Here is a 15,613-nt window from a genome sequence, read left to right as displayed (position 1 = left end):
CCATGATTGCGCCGAGTTTTGACGAAGAAATTGACCGCTACCACCAGGCAGTGCCCGGGATCATGCAGGGAGACCCGGCGTTGATCAAAGAACTCTACTCGCGGTTGGCGGACGTTTCCCTCGCCAACCCGCTGGGCGGCATTGCCCACGGCTGGGCCCAGGTGGAGGCCAGGCTTGACCTTGCCGCGCGCCACTACAGCGAGGGAACACTGCTGGGGTTCGACACCATCAGCTCCTACGCTGCACGGGACACTGCGTACCTCGTTGAACTGGAGCACTTTCGGGCCAAAGCTGGCGACGGCACCGTCGCTGAGGATTTCACGCTGCGGGCCACCAGTATCTTCCGTCGCGAGGAAGGCTTCTGGAAGCTGGTGCACAGGCACTCAGACGCCACCGCCCACGCTCCCGCCAGGCACGCGAACTAGTTTCGTGTTGCCTTTCCTGCTGATCGGCTCCCGCCCCGAGGACCTCGCTGCGGACGAGGAGTATCAGGCCTACCTCGCGTTCTGCGGACTGGAACCTGAGCACCTGATCCATCTCCGCCTGGAAGCAGAGCCATCGCGGACGGTGGACCTAGAATCGCTGGACCTCAGGGAGCTGTCCGGGATTATCGTTGGTGGCAGTCCCTTCACCTCCACGGATCCGCAGGCCGCGAAACCTGCGGTGCAGGTGCGGGTGGAACGTGAGCTCGCGTCCCTGCTGGACCGGCTGGTACCGCTGGACTTTCCCTTTTTTGGAGCCTGCTACGGCGTGGGCACCCTCGGTACGCACCAGGGTGCCATCATCGACAGGACCTTCGGCGAGGAACTCGGCGCAGTCGCTATTTCGCTGACGCCTGCCGGCCTGGAAGATCCCGTCCTGGCAGGCCTTTCGCCAGAATTCCTGGCCTTCACAGGGCACAAGGAAGCTTGTTCGCACTTGCCGTCACACGCGGTACTGCTCGCCGGCTCACCCAGCTGTCCGGTGCAGATGTTTCGGATTGGCGCCAACATGTACGCCACGCAGTTTCACCCAGAGCTGGACGTGGCGGGCCTGGAAACCCGGATTGAGATCTACCAGCACGCGGGCTATTTTCCGGCCGGAAGCGCCGCCGAGGTGACGGAGCGGGTGCGGCTGGCCAGCGTCACCGAACCCATGGCGATTCTGCGGAACTTCGCCATGCGCTATGCCCGCACTGCGTGGCCTACCTGATCCGCGCACTCACCCCATGGGTGAGTGCGCGGAGCCAGGTCAGGCCACGTTGTTCGTGTATTCCAGGTCCCTTGTCTCCTTGCTGACAAAAAGGGCAATCAGGGTCACGACGGCCATGGACGCCAGGTACACGCCCACCAGGACCGGGCTGCCGTCTGCCGCCTCCCACAGGGCAACGGCGATGAACGGTGCCACTGCTGCGCCCAGGATGCTGGAGACGTTGTAACTGACGGCAGATCCCGTATACCTAACGTTGGTAGGGAACAATTCCGGCAATAGGGCACCCATGGGGCCAAAGGTCAGCCCCATCAACGAGAAGCCGATGATCAGAAGCGCCATGGTGCCAATGAAACCTCCGCTGAACAGTGGCACGAACAGCAGGCCAAAGACAAAGATCGCTGCGGTGACGGTCAGCAGCATCTTGCGCCGGCCGAACTTCTCGGCCAGGGGGCCCGAAACGAGCGTGAAAATACCGAAGAAGACGACGCCCGCAATAAGCATCCACAGGAAATCGTTCCGCGTGTAGCCCAACCCCGGAACAAAAGCGGCGATAGCGCTCTCTGTCATGGGCTTTCCGGCCTTCTCTGCTGCCGCCTGGGCAGCCTCAACGGAGGAGGCCCGTGTTCCGTAGGTCAACGTGAAAGTGGTCATCAGGTAGAACAGCACGTACGTGGCCAGCATGATGAAAGTACCCAGGATCAGCTGTCGCCAGCTTGTCTTGAAGACCCGCCCAATGGGCAGCTTTGCCACTTCCTTGGACTCAAGGACCTTGGTGAACGCAGGTGTCTCGATCAGCTTGAGCCGGACGTACAGTCCGATGATGACCATGACTGCGCTGAGCAGGAACGGAACCCGCCACCCCCAGGCTTCAAAGGCAGCCGGCGTGAGGGTGTAGCTGAAGACCAGGAAAATGACGTTAGCGATGATGAAGCCAATGGGTGCACCCAGCTGCGGGAAAGTACCGTAGATTGCGCGCTTGTTGGCTGGGGCGTTTTCCGTGGCCAGCAGCGCAGCTCCGCTCCATTCCCCGCCAAGCGCGAGGCCCTGGGCGAACCGGAAGACAACCAACAGCGTCGGTGCCAGCAGCTCCCAGCCTGGGACCAGTGCCGTGGGCAGGCAGCCAATGAGGAAAGTGGCTATGCCCATGGTCAGCAGCGAGGCAACCAGCGTGCCCTTCCGGCCAAATTTATCGCCAAAGTGACCAAAGATGATCGAGCCAAGCGGGCGCGCAACAAAAGCGACGCCAAAGACGGCAAAGGAGCTCAGCAGCTGGGTGGTCTCACTCTGGCCCGGAAAGAACAACCGAGGGAAGACCAGGACGGCCGCCGTGGCGTAGACGTAGAAGTCGTAGAATTCCACGGTGGTGCCGATCAGGCTGGCCACAATGACGCGACTGCGCGAGTTCACCGCCTTCGGAGACCCAGGCTCTGCTGTTTTTGCGATGGAGGACATAGGTAGTGACTTCCTGAAGGACTGGCCGACGGCGGGATCCTCCGCAGGCCTGCGAGTAGTTAGAGTTCGATATTAGTTCCCACAGTCCATCCAATGGACGTTCTGTCCACTATTCGGACAATCCCTGGGTGCGTCGCCGCTCTCACTCAGGTGAAAGCAGGGATGATCGCGCCGGAAAATACCTGCCAGGCCAGCGCTGTCTTGGCCACCAGGCTCAACGTGATGTATGCGCGCTCGCCCCACAGGTAATCGCGCCAGCCACCCACTTGCTTGTACTGCAGCAGTTGGTTGACGGCAAAGGTGTTGAAAAACAGGAAGAGCGAAACGATGATGCCATACACAAATCCCGGCGTTTCAACATTGCTTGTGGAGCCTGGTGCTATGACATAGATGGCAATGACGATCCACGGCACCACACCGGCCATGGAACCGAAAATGAAGGGCAGGAACTTGCCGTTTCCTGGTGTCTCATATTTTTCCTGCAAGGCGCCAAACAGGATCATTGTGGCATTGAGTGCGAAGATTGCGAACAGGGCGGCGACATCGGTGATACCGGTGATCTGCGCTATCAGCCAGATCATGATCGATGAGCTCAAGGAGTACTCGACCCAGCGAAAATAGTTGTGGTTCGCTCTGAGACCAGCCGCGTATCGGGGGAAAAACCACGGCGAAGAGATCAGGAAGTGAAAGAGCGCGGACAACGCCAGGAATGCAACAACTCCCAACCCCACGTTGACATCAAAAAGGGTTACGCGTTCGGGCGGCACAGGCATTCCCGGGGCACCGCCAAGATAGTCTGCCGTGACGGCAAACGTGACCTGGTCTGTCAGCAACGTCAGCACGTACGCGAAGCCAATGGCCTGCACCAGGTGCAGGGATCCGGCCACAATGTTGTACGTGCGCAGACGGGAAATCGTATGTTCAGGGGTACGCACTCTGCGTGCCATTGTGGGGCTCCTTCGGAAGAGGTGTGCCAGACAATAGCAGGAATTCTGCTGCTACGGTGCTGCCAAAAGTCCCGCCACGCTCCTGAGGGAAGAGCCACCCCCGGAAGGAAAGAAGTGAGGCACGCGGGGGAAATTGTGGGAGACGCCTCGCTTTCCCGAACTCCCCCGCAACGACCGGGCCTGCGCCGCCATCTGGCAGTGCTACATGTGCACGTGCAGGCGACGGGCAGCTTCCGAGATGGACCCCGTCAGGGATGGGTACACAGTGAAGGTGCTGGCAACGTCGTCGACATGCAGTTTCTGCTTGACCGCAATAGCCAACGGGAAGATCAGTTCCGAGGCATTGGGACCCACGACGACGGCGCCGATCACGGTGCCCGAGCCCTTGCGCGAGAAGATCTTGACGAATCCGTCGCGGTGGTTGCGCATTTTGGCACGTGCGTTGCTGCGCAGGGATAGCTTGATGGTGTCGCCCTGGTATTTGCCGGAGGTGATCTCCTCTTCGGTGACACCCACAGTGGCAATCTCGGGCGATGTGAAGATATTGGAGGCCACCTGATGGAGCTTCAGCGGGGTGACGCCATCTCCGAGGATGTGCGCAATAGCGATCCGGCCCTGCATTGCAGCGACAGAGGCGAGTGCCAGAATACCCGTGCAGTCGCCAGCCGCGTAGATGTTGGGGGCAGTGGTCCGGGAGACGCCGTCGACCTTGATATGGCCGCTCTCGCTGAGCTGGACGCCCACTTCCTCAAGTCCGATCCCAGCCGTGTTGGGGATCGATCCGACACACACCAGGCAGTGGCTGCCCGTTACTTTGGAGCCGTCGCCAAGGGTGACAACGACGCCGTCGTCACTCCGCTCAACTGTCTCCGCCCGTGCTCTGGACAGAACACGGACACCCCGTCGCTCAAAAACCTCTTCCAGGACTTCCGCGGCATCAGCGTCAGAGCCGGGGAGGACCCGATCCCGGCTTGAGATGAGCGTGACCTTGGATCCGAGGCCGTTGTAGGCCGAGGCGAATTCGGCCCCTGTCACGCCTGAGCCCACAACGATCAGGTCCGTGGGGAGCTCTTCGAGGTTGTAGATCTGCGCCCAGTTCAGGATGCGTTCGCCGTCAGGCCGCGCGGTGGGCAGCTCGCGCGGATGGGCGCCCACGGCCAGGAGGATCTCGTCTGCTTCCAGGGCCTCCGTGCCGTCCGCAGTCAGGACTTCCACTGTGTGGCCGTCAACCAGGCGCCCTGAACCCTCGACAATACGCACACCCGAGAGGGCAAGCGCATCGTGGATGTCAGTGGACTGGCTGCGCGCCAGCGTGAGGAGACGGTCATTGATGTGCTTGAGATCGGCGCGCATGATGGGGGTGACGTCACCGCCGTCAACATCGAACTTAACGCCCAGCTCTCCGGCTTCAGCTACCCGAGTCATCAGGTCGGCCGTGGCAATCAACGTTTTGGACGGCACGACGTCGGTCAGTACTGCGGAGCCACCGAGGCCTGCACGCTCAACGATGGTGACCTGGGCGCCAAGGGAGGATGCGACAAGGGCGGCCTCATATCCACCGGGGCCTCCGCCCAGGATCACGATGCGGGGTGAGCTGAAATCAGGATGCGTAGTCACAGTCAACCATTCTCTCCCATTGCCCCTGCAGCACCAAGACTCAGGTCACCGAACGGACCCGAAACCCTGCTGAAACCGCTGCGATGTGGGCAATCGCACTGTAACTTGGTCCAGTGAGCACAACAGAACTTCTGAACACTGATCCTTTCGACGCCGCGCGCGCCGCCGCCGACTACATTGCCCAGGAAACGGGGGTGGAAGCCCACGACGTTGCATTGATCCTGGGATCGGGCTGGGGCGCCGCAGCAGAGATGATCGGCGAAACCACTGCGACACTGAACGCTACGGAGGTCCCTGGTTTCCACGCTCCCGCCGTTGAAGGGCATGTAGGCACCATCCGCTCGGTCCTGACAGCTGATGGCAAGCGAGCCCTGGTCCTTGGCGCCCGGACGCACTACTACGAGGGCAAAGGCGTCCGCGCAGTGGTGCATGGAGTCCGCACTGCTGCTGCCGCAGGCTGCAAAACGCTGGTGGTCACCAACGGCTGCGGCGGGCTCAACGAAGCATGGACTCCCGGAACTCCCGTGCTGATCAGCGACCACATCAATCTCACGGCCACCTCTCCCCTGGAAGGCGCCACCTTTGTTGACCTGACAGACCTGTATTCGTCACGCCTGCGCGGTCTTGCCAGGGAAGTGGACCCCAGCCTCGACGAGGGCGTCTACGCTCAGTTCACCGGCCCGCACTACGAAACACCTGCGGAGGTGCAGTACGCCAAGCGCATCGGCGCCGATCTGGTAGGTATGTCCACGGCACTGGAGGCCATCGCAGCCCGGCACGCGGGAATGGAAGTTTTTGGCATCTCCTTGGTCACCAACCTGGCAGCAGGAATCAGTCCTACTCCTCTGAGCCACCAGGAAGTCATTGAATCCGGGCAGGCTGCCGGGCCGAGGATTTCCAAGCTGCTCTCTGAAATCATCGCCCGCCTGTAGCCGATACCAGGTGCCACAGTGGTGGCCGGATAGCGATAGCGTTAGCCCATGACCTCACACGATGCGGATAGCGCCCTGATCACAGCAGCTCGGCAATGGGCTGCCCAGGATCCTGATCCGGCCACCGCAGAGCAGCTCCTGAACCTCCTCAAGCGCGCAGAGGACGCAGACCGCTCCGCACTCCAGGAACTTACAGACAGTTTCGCAGGCACGCTTGAATTCGGTACTGCCGGCCTGCGAGCGGCGTTGGGACCCGGCCCCAACCGAATGAACCGTGTGGTGGTCCGCAGGGCCGCGGCAGGCCTGGCTGCATTCCTGAACCGCACTGTAGAGCAGGCCTCTGCCGGCACCCGCGCGCGTGCCGTTGTAGGGTACGACGCCCGGTACAACTCAGATATTTTCGCGCAGGAAACCGCAGCCATCTTCGCCGCGGCAGGCATTGAGACCTTCCTTCTGCCGTCCGCGCTTCCCACTCCCCTCCTCGCCTATGCCGTCCGCGCACTCGACTGCGACGGTGGCGTCATGGTGACAGCCAGCCATAATCCCCCGCAGGACAACGGCTACAAGGTCTATCTGGGTCGCCATGCTGTTCCGGAAAACGGCAGGGGAGCACAGATCGTGGCACCCTTCGATGCTGCCATCGCCGCGGATATCGATGCCGTGGGCACACTTGACTCGATCACCCTGGCAACAGAAGGCTGGCACGTCCTGGCGCCCTCCGTCGCTGCCGACTACCGGGCCGCTGTGGCAGACCTTGCCGACCGAGAGAATTTCCCGGCACGCGAGCTCACCATTGTCCTGACACCCATGCATGGCGTGGGCGGCCAGACAGCTGTTGCAGTTCTGGACGCCGCGGGCTTCACGGATGTCACGCTCGTATCTGAGCAGGCTGAACCGGACCCTGACTTTCCCACGGTGAGTTTCCCGAACCCAGAGGAACCAGGAGCCCTTGACCTGGCTCTTGCAACTGCTGACCGACTGGACGCCGACATCGTCCTGGCGAACGACCCGGACGCCGACCGTGCAGCGGTTGCGGCCAAAGACCCGGACACCGGTGAATGGCGCATGCTCCGCGGCGATGAGGTGGGAGCCCTTCTTGGCGCCCACGTCATTGAACGGATGGCAGGCGAGGTTGACACCACCGCTGGTGTTTTTGCCAACTCGATTGTTTCCTCCCGCCTCCTGGCCCGGATCGCGGAGTCGGCTGGCATCAGGCACGAGGAAACCCTGACCGGCTTCAAGTGGATCGCCCGCGTTCCCGGCTTGCTGTACGGCTACGAGGAAGCCCTGGGCTATTGCGTGGCACCGACCCTTGTCCGGGACAAGGACGGCATCTCCGCTGCCGTCCTTATTGCCGAACTTGCTGCCGCGGCCAAGGCTTCAGGCCGGACCATCTTCGACACCCTGGACTCCCTCTACCTGGTCCACGGCCTGCATGCCAGTGATCAGCTCAGTATCCGGGTGGCCAACCTCGGACTGCTTGGTGCGATGATGAACCGGCTGCGAGTGAGCCCACCGGAATCTTTCGGCGGCTCGGCAGTGGAGAGCTATATCGACCTGGCCGAGGGAACTGACACGTTGCCACCCACCGATGGTTTGCTGTTCATCACTCGCGACAATACCCGGGTGATTATCCGTCCGAGCGGGACCGAGCCCAAGCTCAAGTGCTATCTCGAGGTCATCCGCGAGGTGGACTCGGCAGCTGAGCTTCCGGAAGCCCGGCAGGCTGCACGGACTGCCCTGGACGTCGTCCTCTCGGATGTCAGCGAGGCCCTCGGGCTCTAGTACCGGACCTGACGGACGAACATGGCATTGACCGGGAAATGCCTCCGTGACGTAGAAGTTAAACCTACGAAACAATCGGGAAACTAACGCGAAACCGCGCGTCCCTAGTGTGGGAGAACAAGGCGCGGGGTTCCTTTCTGCGCCACCTGCGAAAGGCCCCCGTGACAGGACTTCCCATTGCCCCAGAGAGTCCTACCCGCTTGGCTGCCCGGGTTCCACGACGAGTCATTTCCGGCGTCACGAGTGCCATCTCCATCCCGGCTGCCTCGCCACCGGGAACGTGAGTCGCGTGGGCACCATCACCATGCCAACAGAAACTCCGGCAGGGCTGAGCGCCCTGGACCTCGCCGACGCGCCATTGGCGGGATTCCGGATCGGCGTGACCTCGCACCGGCGCTCGCGGGACCTCATTGAGGCTCTGGAACGCCGTGGGGCGGAAGTCCTGCATGCCCCAGCCCTGACGAATCTTCCTGCCGGGGAGGATGCTGTCCTGGCGGCCGACACCCGCGCCATCATTGCTGCCAAGCCCGATATTTGTGTTGCCACCACGGCCTACGGACTGCGTAGGTGGTGTGAGGCTGCTGACGCCGCGGGAATCGGCGAGGAGCTTCAGGTGGCGCTGGGTGCCGCAAGGATGTTTGCCCTGGGGACCTCAGCGCGGGGAGCTGTCGGAGCCCTAGGACTGGGCGACGTCGTCATCAGCAGTGACGAGACCACAGCAACACTTGTGGACATGCTGTTGGCCGAGGGCGTCCGGAACCGGGTCATCGCCGTCCAGCTGCACGGATACACGGATCTACGCCAGCTGGAACGGCTCCGTACGTCCGGGGCCACGGTCCTGACGGTAACCCCGCACCGGTGGGTCAAACCCGACGGCAGGAACCGGCTGTCCACCCTCATTGACGCCGCCTGCCACGGCAACCTGGACGTCCTGACCTTCACCAGTGCGCCTGCAGTGGACGCCCTGTGGAGCACCGCCCATGAGATGGGCCGGTACCAGGACCTGGTCGCTAGCCTGAGGGCTTCGGTGACGACCGCAGCGGTGGGACCGATCACCGCAGCCCCGCTGCTGGACGCTGGTATCAAACCCTTGGTCCCTGAGCGTTTCCGCATGGGAGCCCTCGTCCGCCTGGTCGCAGAACACCTCGCCCTCAAGCACGTCCGGCGCCTGGATACCGACTCTGGCCGGATCGAGCTACGGGGCAGGAGCCTGCGCATCAACGGCGACGTGGTCGACCTTGCCCCAGCGCCGCTGTTGCTGATGCGCGGCCTGCTGGGGGCCGGAGGTGCCGTCCTGTCCCGTAACGCACTTTCCGAGCTGCTGGAACTACGCGGTTCGGTGCATGCTTTGGACATGACGGTCAGCCGCCTGCGGTCCGCATTGCCCGACGGTCAGCTCATTGAGACGGTGGTCAAGCGGGGGTACCGGATCAGGGTTTGACCTGCGATGACAGAGACGCGCCGACGTCAAGAGATGGCCGTCACACCCCGTGTTACCGATGGGTAAACACTGGCGAACGCTGCCATGTCCAAGCCGGCGCAGCAAGAAACACGATGGAAAACTGTGCACCCTACGCTGGATCTGTAGATCAATGACCGGCCGTAATCCGGCCGCCACAGCGAAAGGACTACACATGTCCGCCTCAGCCCGCCCTTCCTCCGTTCCGGCTCCCCGCATTGTCATTGCCGGCGCTGGACCCGCCGCCCGAGCCCTGGTCCATCAGCTTGATGCAGCGCGCTTCGCCGGAAGTATCACGGTGCTGAGTAACCGGGATGACGCTCCAGCCGAACTCCTGGAGCTTGCCATGCTGCCGCAGGTGTCCATCCGGTTTGGGCAGCCCGCAAGCTACATCGACTCTGCGACGAGGCAAGTTGTCACCGCCGATGGCATGGCGTTCGACTACGACCACCTGGTCATTGCCACCGGCTCCCGTGCCGTCCACGCTCCGGTTGAAGGTGCCCAGAACTGCCTGAGCTACTCCACCATTGACGATGCCGTTGCCCTCGGTGAGGCTGTCCGTTCCGCCACGACGGAGCTTGGCCGCCGCCCGCTGGGGATCCTGGTGGGCACCGGCAGCGCCGCAGGTCAGGCGGAAGCTGTGCTGCGTGCCAGGGGAGTCCGTCCCATCCGCACCACGAGCCGCCCGTCCTCGGTGGTAGCAGCAGATGCGGGTACGAGCATCATTTTCGAAGATGGCAGCAGCATGAACGGGGATTTTGTCGTTCTTGCCGAGGACCGTCTCTCCTGGGACAGCCTTGCGGACAGCGCAGGGCTCAGCACAGCCCCCGATGGCGGCATCGTCATCTCCAGTGACTACCGCACGGGAGTACCGGGAATCTGGGCCATCGGTGACGCAGCAGCATACGACGGCGTCCGGCTGGGACTGCTGGTAGCCGCCGACTCGGCAGCGGGAGCCTGCGCTGCAGCGCTGATGGGAGAGGTGCCCACCAGGGGTCTGGCGTTTGCTGCCTAGCACTCGCCCCAGGCGTTGCGGCCTGTGGCAAGATGGTCACCTGAAGAGCCACCCCCTCGGGTGGCAACCGCGGCCCACAAGGCCCACCGGAAAGGACCATCATGAGCCCCGAGGCCACCCCCACATCGGACGTTTCGGCGTCGTCCATTGCGTCGCTGATCGATCACACCCTCCTGGCGCCCAGTGCCACGGAAGCCCAGGTCCTGAAGGTCTGTGCCGAAGCAGCCGAATACTCCTTCAAATCCGTCTGCGTCAATCCGGTCTGGATCAAGACCGTCTCCAGGGCACTGCGCGGTACGGGCGTCCTTGCATGCTCGGTGGTGGGCTTCCCACTGGGCGCCACTCCCACTGACGTCAAGGTCTTCGAGGCTCGCGGTGCGGTACTCGACGGCGCCGATGAGGTTGACATGGTCATCAACATCGCATCCGCACTGGCTTCAAACAAGGGTGCCCTGGTGGAAGACATCCAGGCGGTAGCCGCGGCCGTCCATGCCAGCGGGTCAATCCTTAAGGTCATCATCGAGACAGCACTTCTTAGCGATGAGCAGAAAGTCCTGGCGTGCGAGGCTGCTGTTGAGGCCAAAGCTGATTTTGTCAAGACGTCGACGGGCTTCAACGGCGGTGGCGCCACAGTGCAGGACGTGGCCCTGATGCGGAAAACAGTGGGACCTGGCATGGGCGTGAAAGCCTCAGGTGGCGTACGGTCCCTGGCCGATGCTCAGGCTATGATTGCTGCAGGTGCAACACGTATTGGAGCCAGCTCCGGAATCGCAATTGTCACGGGTGAACAGGGTTCATCCAGCTACTGAGCGGCACCGGACTGCAGTTGATTTTGAGCCCCACGGGGGCCGAGGAGGAAAAAATGTCCACCACCAATGATTCCCGCGTCACGCCGGGCAATGAGAACAAGCTGGGCTCCACGATCGTCCTGTTTGCGATCATGATGGCACTGTTCCTTGGCTGCATCTATTCCCTCTCCTTCCTCTCGCTGGACAATCCTTGGCCCATGGCCATCTGCCTTGGCCTGTTTACACTGGCGTTCTGGATTCCCCAGACGTTCCTTGGTCGATCAGATTCGGCCGGCGAGCACTAGCAGCCACGTAGCAAAATTATTTTTTGGCGGGCCCCGGACACTGTCCGGGGCCCGCCTGCTGTCCCGGATGCGTCCTGGTGCTGACCACCGCACAGCGGCAGCGGAGCCAGTGGCAGTCAACCCTGGGTGTTGGTTGCGAACGGATCGACTGTCATTCGAGCACCGCTGCGACGGCTTCAATTTCCACCAGCTGGTCAGGGTAGCCGAGCACTGTGACCCCGAGTAGCGTGCTGGGAACAGGATGCCCGTCGAATGCATCGCGGACCACATTCCACGCTGCCACGAGGTCCTCCTGCCGCGCTGAGGCCACGAGCACCCGGGTAAACACCACATCCGCCAGTTCGGCACCTGCCGCTTCGAGCGCAGCCACCATGTTTACGACAGCGCAGGACGCCTGCTGTGCGACGTCGTCGACTCCCACTGTGCGTCCCTGGGCATCCAACGGACAGGCACCGGCCAGGAAGATCAACCGCGCGCCCGGCTCAACACTTGCTGCGTAAGAATACTGGGCAACGGAGCTGAGGGTCTCAGCTCCGATCAGGCGTACCGCACGGGCCATGGAATCCTTCTTTCCGGCGAGCGCAGGCGCTTCTGCCTGCTCGGTGGACTCTCCACCATAGGCCCAGGCAGGCATCCTTGAGGAAGACCCCTCGTATTGATCAAACATTGAGCCTCCATTACCAGGCATCCTGCGGTGACCTTGAGCGGAGCCGGGGAGAGTGAACTCAGCACCCCAAGGAACGCCCGGCAAGGAGAACCCGATGAACGATCTGATGCAACACGTTGACGGCAGGGACGCCTACCTCTCTGTTACGCCCCGCAGACACGCCGGGCACGAGGATGCCAGGGCCACCATTGCCTGCGTCATCCCGGCCTACAACGAAGAAGACAGCATTGCAGAAGTACTGACAGCGCTGTTGCAGCAGACTCGGTTGCCGGACGTCATCCACGTTGTCATCAACAACTCCGATGACGAAACGTTTTACATTGCGCGCGAATTCGCCGGCCCACACGAACTGACGTACCAGGACACCACATACTCGACTGAGGTCTTTGTGCATGACATTGGTGTCAATGCAGACAAGAAGGTGGGTGCCCTGAACTACGGTTTCACCCAGGTTTGTGACGATCACGCCTACTTCCTCGGCGTCGATGGAGACACGGTGCTGGACCGCAACGCCGTCAGGAACCTCGAGGAAGAAATTCTCGCTGATCCCCGCGTAGGTGGTATTTCGGCCCTGTATACAGTAGCCGAACCCACCGGACGGGGGATGACGGCAAAATTCCTGACGGCGGGCCAGCGCGCCCAGTTTGCTGCCTTCAACATGGACAACCTCCTCCGTGGCCGCAACATGGCAGTCCTGGGCGGACAGTGCTCCCTGCTGTCAATGGAGGCACTGAAAAATGTCATGGTAGACAACCGCCAGGCCACTCCCTGGGTCAAGGACTCGGAAGTCGAGGATTCCCTGCTTTCCCTGCAGATCAAGAATCTTGGCTACGCCACCAAGATCTCTGCGCGCGCACGGGCCTCTGTAGGCGGCATGGACACCATGCGCTCCCTCGACGGCCAGCAGGTCAAATGGAATTACGGCGCGATCGACCTGATGTGGCCAGGCCAGCGCAGCAACACTCCCGGTCAGCCGTTTCACCCCAACCTGCGGCTCCGCTGGAGCGAGAATCTTTCCATGGTCATCAACATCCTGACCCGTTTCTCCTTCATCATGCTGCTGGTGGCATCCCTGAGTATCAGCGCCTATGTGTTCTACCCCGTGTGGCTGATTCCCCCGGCTGTAGCAATTCTCCTGAACCTGCGGATCGCGACATCCATCCAGGGAAAATCCGGCCGTGACATCGCGTTTGCACTGTTGGCTTTCCCCGCAGAGATCTACCTCTGGCTGCGCATGAGCCATTTCCTGCGGGCCTGGACCAAATTCTTCACGAGTACCCAGACCGACAACTGGGCCGCTCAGGCACGGGCAGAACGCGGAGCGGGCAGTGCCTACCTGATGCCGGCGATCATCTTTCTCGTGATAGTCGCCGGAATGACGTTCGCCTGGCTCCAGTGCCCAGTGCCCCTCCAATCAGCCATCCTCTCAATCGGCTGGCCCATCCTGTACATCACCACCATGGTGCAGACCACCTTCATGCTGCGCAAGACGCTTCGCAGCCACCGCGGCTTCCACGTCTGAATCGCCTCCTCCCACACGTTTGTTGACACGTTTGTTGCCCGCTCCGGCAACCAGCCCGAAAAGGACACCCATGAATGCCATGTCCCGCACCCAGCACAGCAGGAAACCTGCGCTGGGACTTGCTTCCTTTGCACTTTCTGCAACAGTTCTCCTCTCGGGATGCTCCATCCCCGGACTGCCTGGACCCACCGGCGCTCCCGTCGCCGAGCGGGCCGTCAGTGTTGTGGACACCTCCGAAACACCTGATGCTTCCGCCGAAACCCAGGTTGTTCCGGCTCCGGCAGCAGATAGTTCACGATCGGTAGCCTGGGTAAGGACACCTGCTGACCTGGACAGGGGGTCGGTGACACACACCCTGTCCGCGGCCACGCACCAGATCGCCCTCGACTACTGGACTACTGAGGACCCGTCATCCTGGACGCCTGAATCGACGCCCATCATCAACCTGAATGCCCATATCCTGGGCGAACACCCACCCGGAACCGTCAGGGTGACCCGCTTCACTGCGCGCAACGAGGACGGTTCCGTGATCATGGCCAACGATGAGGGGTCATTCGCCATGGAGCCCCCGTATGCCTATACCAGCGCCATCGTTGTTCCTGCAGAACCGGGAGCGCACGCGACGCGGGTTCTTCTGACCTTCGACCTGCTGAGCGAAACCGCCAAGGATTCTGGGGTCTTCAGCCGCCAGACCATCATGGATTCGATCAGCATCGGCTATGCCAAACCTGGTCCGGTTGAAACTCCCGCTGCAGCAGCTGCGCCATGATGGGCCTGCCGCCGTCCGCGCTGGTGATCGAGGACGATCCTGATATCAACACCCTCCTGTGCCTACTCCTGACCCAGGCCGGTTTTCAGGTCCAGGCTGCCGCGGATGGCGATACTGGCATCGCCCTGGCCCAGGAACTGACACCTGACGTCGTCACTGTGGACCTGAATATGCCGGGGATAGGTGGTGTGGAAACCATCCATCGAATCCGCAGCATCACAGCTGGCCATATCCTGCTGATTTCAGCCAGTGACGATGCCCCTGCCATCCGCGCCGCGCTCGCTGCCGGGGCCGGGACGTTCATAGCAAAACCCTTCAGAGCCCGTGAGATCCTGTCCGTTGTGAGGGACCTGGCTGGGCTTGGGAGCTAGCATGCCGATCAGGTTCTCAGGCCTAGATGACACTCCTGAGGACACTCCACGCCGCGCCGAGCATTCCCACCATTGCGTAAGCACTGACGGGAATCAGAAGCAGCCACTCCCGCCGGGAACCCGCACGGCCCAGCAGGGGCAGCGAGAGAGCTCCATTGGGGCGCCAGATCCTGCGCAGCAGCGGAACCCTGCGGAACAACCGCGGCGGTTTGATGACGATGGGCCACAGAAGCGGCACTCCGCCTGTCGTGATCAGGTCACCCACAATATGCACCACCACCCCGATCAGCATGGATGTGGGGAGCCAGGTCCATTGTTCTGGGGCATACCACGTCACAAGGGCTGCCATCACAAGGCCAAAGATCCAGTTAACCAACCAGCCCGAGGGTGGAAAGAGCTTCAGGGCCTTGGCCGCGATGTTGATCATGAACATGCACAGCAGCCCGGCACCGACAGAGAGGACTCCCCACGGCGTGGCTAATTGGAACTGCGCCACAGCGGCAGCCAGCAGGACAAAACATCCGGCTCCAAGAATGGAATGGGTTCCCTGCCGGTGTCCGCCACTGGCGTTTTCGATTCCCACCGCCAGCACGTTGGAGAGCGGCGGCAGGGACGTGGCTATGGTACTGGACCGGTGATCCCAGTCGCACACCAGTGCCGTACCGGCCGTCGTCATACCTCCGATAACAATGCCTGTGGCGTCCAGCGGATACCAGCCCAGCGTGTAGGGCCCAGTGGAGGCAACAGCAACCCACGCCGCAGCTCCCGCTGCGGCGTGGTGACCACCCATCAC

General features: G+C 62.1%; 16 protein-coding genes. 11 read left to right on the top strand and 5 right to left on the bottom strand.

From position 1 onward, the window contains the following. Nucleotides 1-2: 2 nt before the first annotated feature. Both QMG79_RS03895 and QMG79_RS03890 read left to right on the top strand, forming a co-directional pair. Nucleotides 3-425 (top strand): YybH family protein, encoded by a 423-nt coding sequence (locus QMG79_RS03895; protein ID WP_283537234.1) that lies wholly within the window; start codon nucleotides 3-5, stop codon nucleotides 423-425. Nucleotides 426-429: 4 nt separating this feature from the next. Continuing rightward, nucleotides 430-1,191, top strand: coding sequence for a glutamine amidotransferase (locus QMG79_RS03890; protein ID WP_283537233.1), 762 nt, complete (start codon nucleotides 430-432; stop codon nucleotides 1,189-1,191). Nucleotides 1,192-1,230: 39 nt separating this feature from the next. Here QMG79_RS03890 and QMG79_RS03885 read toward each other — a convergent pair whose 3' ends face one another. The 3 genes from QMG79_RS03885 to QMG79_RS03875 all read right to left on the bottom strand — a co-directional run bounded on the left by QMG79_RS03885 (nucleotide 1,231) and on the right by QMG79_RS03875 (nucleotide 5,207). After that, nucleotides 1,231-2,643, bottom strand: coding sequence for an MFS transporter (locus tag QMG79_RS03885; RefSeq protein WP_283537232.1), 1,413 nt, complete (start codon nucleotides 2,641-2,643; stop codon nucleotides 1,231-1,233). A gap of 146 nt (nucleotides 2,644-2,789) precedes the next feature. Next, nucleotides 2,790-3,590, bottom strand: a complete 801-nt coding sequence (heR, locus tag QMG79_RS03880; RefSeq protein ID WP_283537231.1) for a heliorhodopsin HeR — start codon at nucleotides 3,588-3,590, stop codon at nucleotides 2,790-2,792. A 201-nt stretch (nucleotides 3,591-3,791) separates the two neighbouring features. Then, nucleotides 3,792-5,207 carry an NAD(P)H-quinone dehydrogenase gene (locus tag QMG79_RS03875; protein ID WP_283537230.1) on the bottom strand — a complete coding sequence of 472 codons (1,416 nt, stop codon included), beginning with the start codon at nucleotides 5,205-5,207 and terminating at the stop codon, nucleotides 3,792-3,794. A 113-nt stretch (nucleotides 5,208-5,320) separates the two neighbouring features. Between QMG79_RS03875 and QMG79_RS03870 the strand changes: the two genes are divergently transcribed. From QMG79_RS03870 to QMG79_RS03845, 6 genes are all read left to right on the top strand, one after another. Further along, complete coding sequence (locus tag QMG79_RS03870) at nucleotides 5,321-6,139, top strand: purine-nucleoside phosphorylase (protein ID WP_283537229.1); 819 nt, start codon at nucleotides 5,321-5,323, stop codon at nucleotides 6,137-6,139. 48 nt (nucleotides 6,140-6,187) lie between these two features. Then, complete coding sequence (locus tag QMG79_RS03865) at nucleotides 6,188-7,924, top strand: phospho-sugar mutase (RefSeq protein ID WP_283537228.1); 1,737 nt, start codon at nucleotides 6,188-6,190, stop codon at nucleotides 7,922-7,924. Between the two features lie 304 nt (nucleotides 7,925-8,228). Next, a complete protein-coding gene (locus QMG79_RS03860) occupies nucleotides 8,229-9,365 on the top strand; it encodes a uroporphyrinogen-III synthase (RefSeq protein WP_283537364.1) in 1,137 nt (378 codons plus the stop codon). A 193-nt stretch (nucleotides 9,366-9,558) separates the two neighbouring features. Then, a complete protein-coding gene (locus QMG79_RS03855) occupies nucleotides 9,559-10,398 on the top strand; it encodes an FAD-dependent oxidoreductase (RefSeq protein ID WP_283537227.1) in 840 nt (279 codons plus the stop codon). A 101-nt stretch (nucleotides 10,399-10,499) separates the two neighbouring features. Continuing rightward, complete coding sequence (gene deoC / locus QMG79_RS03850) at nucleotides 10,500-11,207, top strand: deoxyribose-phosphate aldolase (RefSeq protein ID WP_283537226.1); 708 nt, start codon at nucleotides 10,500-10,502, stop codon at nucleotides 11,205-11,207. Between the two features lie 53 nt (nucleotides 11,208-11,260). Further along, entirely contained in the window at nucleotides 11,261-11,491 is a 231-nt protein-coding gene (locus QMG79_RS03845; protein WP_283537225.1) for a hypothetical protein, read from the top strand. 151 nt (nucleotides 11,492-11,642) lie between these two features. On the opposite strand, the gene QMG79_RS03840 is transcribed toward QMG79_RS03845, so the two are convergent. Then, a complete protein-coding gene (locus QMG79_RS03840) occupies nucleotides 11,643-12,050 on the bottom strand; it encodes a RidA family protein (RefSeq protein ID WP_283537363.1) in 408 nt (135 codons plus the stop codon). A gap of 202 nt (nucleotides 12,051-12,252) precedes the next feature. Between QMG79_RS03840 and QMG79_RS03835 the strand changes: the two genes are divergently transcribed. From QMG79_RS03835 to QMG79_RS03825, 3 genes are all read left to right on the top strand, one after another. Next, nucleotides 12,253-13,680, top strand: a complete 1,428-nt coding sequence (locus QMG79_RS03835; RefSeq protein ID WP_283537224.1) for a glycosyltransferase family 2 protein — start codon at nucleotides 12,253-12,255, stop codon at nucleotides 13,678-13,680. Between the two features lie 70 nt (nucleotides 13,681-13,750). Then, nucleotides 13,751-14,449: a hypothetical protein gene (locus QMG79_RS03830; protein ID WP_283537223.1), complete on the top strand. Its 699-nt coding sequence runs from the start codon at nucleotides 13,751-13,753 to the stop codon at nucleotides 14,447-14,449. Next, nucleotides 14,446-14,820, top strand: coding sequence for a response regulator (locus QMG79_RS03825; RefSeq protein ID WP_283537222.1), 375 nt, complete (start codon nucleotides 14,446-14,448; stop codon nucleotides 14,818-14,820). The genes QMG79_RS03830 and QMG79_RS03825 overlap by 4 nt, the downstream gene beginning before the upstream one ends. 22 nt (nucleotides 14,821-14,842) lie before the next feature. On the opposite strand, the gene QMG79_RS03820 is transcribed toward QMG79_RS03825, so the two are convergent. Next, nucleotides 14,843-15,610 (bottom strand): metal-dependent hydrolase, encoded by a 768-nt coding sequence (locus tag QMG79_RS03820; protein ID WP_283537221.1) that lies wholly within the window; start codon nucleotides 15,608-15,610, stop codon nucleotides 14,843-14,845. Between the last annotated feature and the right edge of the window lie 3 nt (nucleotides 15,611-15,613).

This window comes from Pseudarthrobacter sp. PS3-L1, assembly GCF_030063285.1.
Taxonomy (GTDB): domain Bacteria; phylum Actinomycetota; class Actinomycetes; order Actinomycetales; family Micrococcaceae; genus Arthrobacter.
The sequence above is the reverse complement of the archived record's forward strand: the minus strand, read 5'-3'. Positions and strand labels throughout refer to the sequence as shown.

What these genes read in the sequence shown, in the direction of transcription:
- deoC (WP_283537226.1), top strand. Translation starts at nt 10,500, where the DNA reads ATGAGCCCCGAGGCCACCCCCACATCGGACGTTTCGGCGTCGTCCATT.
- QMG79_RS03885 (WP_283537232.1), bottom strand. Translation starts at nt 2,643, where the DNA reads ATGTCCTCCATCGCAAAAACAGCAGAGCCTGGGTCTCCGAAGGCGGTG.
- QMG79_RS03865 (WP_283537228.1), top strand. Translation starts at nt 6,188, where the DNA reads ATGACCTCACACGATGCGGATAGCGCCCTGATCACAGCAGCTCGGCAA.
- QMG79_RS03895 (WP_283537234.1), top strand. Translation starts at nt 3, where the DNA reads ATGATTGCGCCGAGTTTTGACGAAGAAATTGACCGCTACCACCAGGCA.
- QMG79_RS03820 (WP_283537221.1), bottom strand. Translation starts at nt 15,610, where the DNA reads ATGGGTGGTCACCACGCCGCAGCGGGAGCTGCGGCGTGGGTTGCTGTT.
- QMG79_RS03830 (WP_283537223.1), top strand. Translation starts at nt 13,751, where the DNA reads ATGAATGCCATGTCCCGCACCCAGCACAGCAGGAAACCTGCGCTGGGA.
- QMG79_RS03860 (WP_283537364.1), top strand. Translation starts at nt 8,229, where the DNA reads ATGCCAACAGAAACTCCGGCAGGGCTGAGCGCCCTGGACCTCGCCGAC.
- heR (WP_283537231.1), bottom strand. Translation starts at nt 3,590, where the DNA reads ATGGCACGCAGAGTGCGTACCCCTGAACATACGATTTCCCGTCTGCGC.
- QMG79_RS03825 (WP_283537222.1), top strand. Translation starts at nt 14,446, where the DNA reads ATGATGGGCCTGCCGCCGTCCGCGCTGGTGATCGAGGACGATCCTGAT.
- QMG79_RS03835 (WP_283537224.1), top strand. Translation starts at nt 12,253, where the DNA reads ATGAACGATCTGATGCAACACGTTGACGGCAGGGACGCCTACCTCTCT.
- QMG79_RS03845 (WP_283537225.1), top strand. Translation starts at nt 11,261, where the DNA reads ATGTCCACCACCAATGATTCCCGCGTCACGCCGGGCAATGAGAACAAG.
- QMG79_RS03840 (WP_283537363.1), bottom strand. Translation starts at nt 12,050, where the DNA reads ATGGCCCGTGCGGTACGCCTGATCGGAGCTGAGACCCTCAGCTCCGTT.
- QMG79_RS03855 (WP_283537227.1), top strand. Translation starts at nt 9,559, where the DNA reads ATGTCCGCCTCAGCCCGCCCTTCCTCCGTTCCGGCTCCCCGCATTGTC.